Source organism: Bradyrhizobium sp. 132, assembly GCF_023074185.1.
In the GTDB taxonomy this organism is placed as follows: Bacteria; Pseudomonadota; Alphaproteobacteria; order Rhizobiales; family Xanthobacteraceae; genus Bradyrhizobium.
Genome location: NZ_JADPKY010000027.1, coordinates 90,001 through 94,338, shown reverse-complemented (window position 1 = coordinate 94,338; position 4,338 = coordinate 90,001). Strand labels below are relative to the sequence as shown.

Here is a 4,338-nt window from a genome sequence, read left to right as displayed (position 1 = left end):
CCGTGTATCGGCGCGGGGCCTACGTCGTCCGTCGCCCCTATGTACGTCGCAGCTATGGATACCATCGGAGCTATCGTCGGTACTAACTTGAAAGAGGGCTTCGGCCCTCTTTTTTCTTCCTGCAACGTTTGGCCAAAATCTGCTTATCCATCGAGATCCAGATACTCGACGCATTGCTCGCCAATAAAGACCTGCTTCTTCGGCGGTAGCCAACATGACTTTCATCGTGCGCTGGGCGTCAACGGGTTGCCATGCGTGCAGACCCCTATCTGTCACTTCCGGTCCACCCCGAACAGCGGACGTAATAGAACCGGCGCAGGTGGTCCGGAGCGGGCCAAACCAGCGACATTGGCAGAGCCGCGCAGCCATGCCAAATGTTACTGGCTTTCAGCGAGATGCTTACGGAAAAACCCGATCATCTCAGCGTGAAGGTGTTGATGAAAATCGTTACGGTCGAAGCCCGGCGCATCTGTGCAGGCCGACGGGTTACCCTGCGCTTCCTTCGGGGTGCAGGTTGCAAGGAAAGAGAAGTGTTTGGCGTTTGTCACGAAGTGATAATCCGGCGTTGGAAGCCCTTGTTTGATCGCTGCTGCACAGCATCCTGACAGGCCGTCAGCGTTTTGTGCAGGGTCGGAACTCCACAACTGCACCGGAACCGCTACTTCCTTCAGGTTCTTCTCGGGGAACACAAATGCTGGATATGGATCAACGATTACAGCGGCCCTCACGCGCGGATCGGACGTGACTGGCTGACTGGGTGCCTCGCCGCTTTCAAGCTGCTTACAGGCCAGCAGGCTGGACGTCGCGCAATTGGGCAAGCCCTTTCGTAAATCGGGATAACCACCGATGACAGCAAGACCCGTATAGCCGCCAAACGAGAATCCGTAGAAACCAATACGCCTACCGTCGATGCGCGCCGCGTCGGGCCAGCCATCGAGCATGTAGTCAATGAGCCGCTTAATATCCGCAGGCCGCTCCACCAGCACCGAAAGGCTATCGGTACGGCTAGTGTCGCGCCAAGTGTCACCGGGATGATTGAGTGCAGCGACGACAAACCCCGCGTCGGCCAAGGCCGCCGCAGTGTCATGGTGGCCGCCGAACCATCCTCGTCTGCCGTGCGATATTACGATGAGGGGAAGCTTTTCGCCTGTCACTGCGCATCCGGGGACTGCAAAGAAGATGGCACCACGGGCATCCATTTCTCGCGGGGTCTCCGCGCAAGGTGCCCAAACGAGCAGCCTGATCCCCGGTCCCGCCCCGTCAGCAGGAATGTCAAAATTTCTGACCCCCGCCGCGTTCGCCACTGTCAGTTCAAGGAAGAAATAGAAAGCAGACAACAAAATAACGCGACGCATTCTTGGCTCCCGCGGGCAGAGGACCTTCACAATTGGTAGTTGAACCTCCCGATTATGTCGCCTTCGGGTAAAAATGCAAAGAACTCAACCTGAGCAGATCCAGTCCGCCGTGCCTCACTAAGCGGACCTCAACGAAGTGCGCCGCTACTTCGCAAGGGCCAAACCCGGAAGTAGCGCATCATTTATATGATCTGCTCGCCGCGACAATCGCGTACAGCAGTTTCGCAACGCTGTACCCAATATCTTCCCGCGTTAAACCCATGCGCAGGATTACCAGTTTACGCGAGGGAATGATCGCGATCACCTGGCGGAGGTGCCCTTGCAACATGAACGTGTCGGCAGGGAGTCGAAATCCCTGGCCCGGTCCCAACCAAAGCTGTCCGCGACCGTAGACCGGGCCATGTCCCTCGTCGGACGCCTGCACAGGCGAGCGCATGTAATCGACAAAGCCCGGCGGCAAAAGCTGTGCACCGTTCCACTCTCCATTCAAGCGCAGGAATTCGCCAAAGCGCACCCAATCATGCGCATTGGCGAAGAGAAAGGCTTCGCCAAGGAATGTGCCTGAAGGGTCGGCCTCGAGAATAGCGCTGGTCATACCCAAAGGCTTGAACAATCGCTCCTGCGGATATGCTCGCGCGTCCTCTCCAACCGCGTTCTGCCAGACCCGGGCCAACAGGACGGACGTACCCCCGGAATAGTTGAACTTCGTTCCAGGCGGGGCGACAAGCGGACGGTCCCTCGCGAAAGCCGCCGCATCATGTGCGAGATTCTCCAACCCGTCAGGATCGGGAGAGTCACCATCTTCACTCCATTTCAATCCGCTTGTCATGGCCATCAAATCGGCCACTGAGATGTCCGCGCGCGCGTCGCCGGCCCACTGCGGAAACAGATTTTTTCGATCGAGCGAAAGCTTTCCGTCATTGATCGCCATGCCGGCCAAGGCGGCAGTCACGGTCTTCGTCATCGACCAGCCCTGCAGGGGCGTCGAAGCGTTGAAGCCTTCACCGTAGGTTTCTCCGATGATGCGTCCGTCCTGGACCACGACGATCGCGCGCATGCCCGGGCCCTGGAGAGCCGGATCGTTCAGCGCCGCCAGTAAGGGCTCGTCGTCAGACAATTGAGCGCTCTCGCCGACCGGCCAGAGCGCATTAGGCTTTTCTGGCAGTGAAGACGGCGCGGCGGGATGGGGGACTTCGTCGCTCGAGGCCAGCGTGCAACCACGTCCCTCCTCATATTGAGCGTAGCGTTTGGCGAACAGGCCACGATACGCGGCCTCGACACGCTGTTTGGTGGTGTCGACATTGATGTTCAGACGTTTGACGAGACGGCGAAGTGCAAACGCCACGTCGGTTCTAGCCACCTCATCCGCGTCGCGTTTGGCAATGAACACGTTCGAGCAAACCATTTTTGCCGCATAGGCCGTGGCGGACAGCAGCCCATTGGGTGGGATGAAGGTTAGCCAGACGCTGAATACCAAAACGCCGAGAAGCAAAATCGCGACAATAAATTTCAACATTCTCAGAACAACGCGCATGCTTTCCCGACTCGTCTCAGGCAAACGCTGATCACACGCATGATGGACGAGTTCCGCGTAAATTCAACTCAAAGTAGGACTGCCTCCTATCCGGCCCTGTCGCGATGACCGAGTTGGATCACAATCTGACCTGGGCAACCGTCCCCGGATATCGGCTTTGGTTCTGCGTCAGGGAAGCAGCCGCTCTTCCTTCGCCTGCCTGAACCACTTCCGGAACATGTCTTCGGTGTCCATCATCTCGGTGAAGCCCGCGCGGTTGATCTTCACGGTCGAGACGATCGAGGGCGAACCGGATTCGGCGTGGCCGTAGCGCAAGCTGTAATCGGCGTATTGGAACGAGAGGCCGACGAATTCGGCCAGCGCAGGCGATACAAGGTCGTGCTTGCGCCGCAACGCATCCCAGGGGCCGACCCAGCTTGGAAACGCCTCGGCAAGCGAAAGCGGGACCGGCTTGCCCGGCATCATCTCCAGTGCATCCGCCACAGCAGACCAGATGTTCTCCCAGGTGAAGACGTCGCCATTGGTCACGTTGAAGGCCTCGTTCCGCGCGGCCTTGGCCTCGCCCGACCAGGCGATGGCGCGGGCGAGGAGATCGACGTCGACCGCTTGTGCGACGCGCGCGGCGCCGCCGGGAAAATCGAGCGGCCTGCCCTGCTCGCGCAGCATCGCGGCGTAGACGCCGAGCGGCGGGATCAGGTCCATGGCGCCGCCCATGGCAAGGCCCACGATCAGGACCGGCCGCAGGATGCTCCAATGCCAACTCTTGTTCACTTGAAGTTCGCGCAAAAAGTTTTCCTGCGCCCAGTAGAAGTTGGGCTGCTCGTACATCTCGGAGCGGCCTTCGCGGGCTGGCACGGTCAAGGGGCGAACGTGGACGCCGTAGGCCTTGGTGCCCTGCAACAGGGCGACATGCTTGAGGCCCGGTGAGACCGGCTCGAGCGCACCCATCAGATTGCGCAGCATCAGGTCGTTGGTCTTGATCTGCTGCGGATCGCGCCAGCCATCGACGAGTTGCGGCGCCTCGGAGAGCGCGGCGTAGATCAGATGGGTCGCGCCCTTGAATTCGTCCGCGGCGCGGCGGCAATCGGCTGCGCTGGTGAGGTCGATCGGGACGTGGCGGGCGCCGCAGAGGTCGCGCGGCCTGCGCCGCGACAGTGCAACGACCTCGCAGGGGTCCGATGTGCCGAAGTGTCGCAACGCGGCGTTGCCGACGAGGCCGGTCGCTCCGGCGACCACGACCTTCTTGCCCGCCATGCGAGGCTCCCTGGTTTTTGCGCGACTGAATAGCAGATCGTTAACGGGCCCGACTTGCGTCAGGCCGGCGTTCGCACCTGCGAGGCGCCGATGAGGCTTGATTCTCGAGAAGCGCCCGGTCATCCTCGCTCGCGGAACCGCAACGATCGGAATTCCACCAACGAGTGCCTCAAGGGCCTTTCGGAAACGCCACCA

The 4,338-nt window shown here is 60.2% G+C and carries 3 protein-coding genes; all 3 read right to left on the bottom strand.

The window, feature by feature from the left end; translation table 11 throughout:
* Positions 1 to 377: 377 nt before the first annotated feature.
* The gene (locus tag IVA74_RS03740; RefSeq protein WP_247339984.1) at positions 378 to 1,355 is read right to left on the bottom strand and encodes a dienelactone hydrolase; all 978 of its coding nucleotides are present in this window, start codon (positions 1,353 to 1,355) and stop codon (positions 378 to 380) included.
* 178 nt (positions 1,356 to 1,533) lie between these two features.
* Entirely contained in the window at positions 1,534 to 2,889 is a 1,356-nt protein-coding gene (locus IVA74_RS03735) for a serine hydrolase (RefSeq protein ID WP_247339982.1), read from the bottom strand.
* Positions 2,890 to 3,057: 168 nt separating this feature from the next.
* Positions 3,058 to 4,143, bottom strand: coding sequence for an NAD-dependent epimerase/dehydratase family protein (locus IVA74_RS03730; protein WP_247339980.1), 1,086 nt, complete (start codon positions 4,141 to 4,143; stop codon positions 3,058 to 3,060).
* Positions 4,144 to 4,338 lie beyond the last annotated feature (195 nt).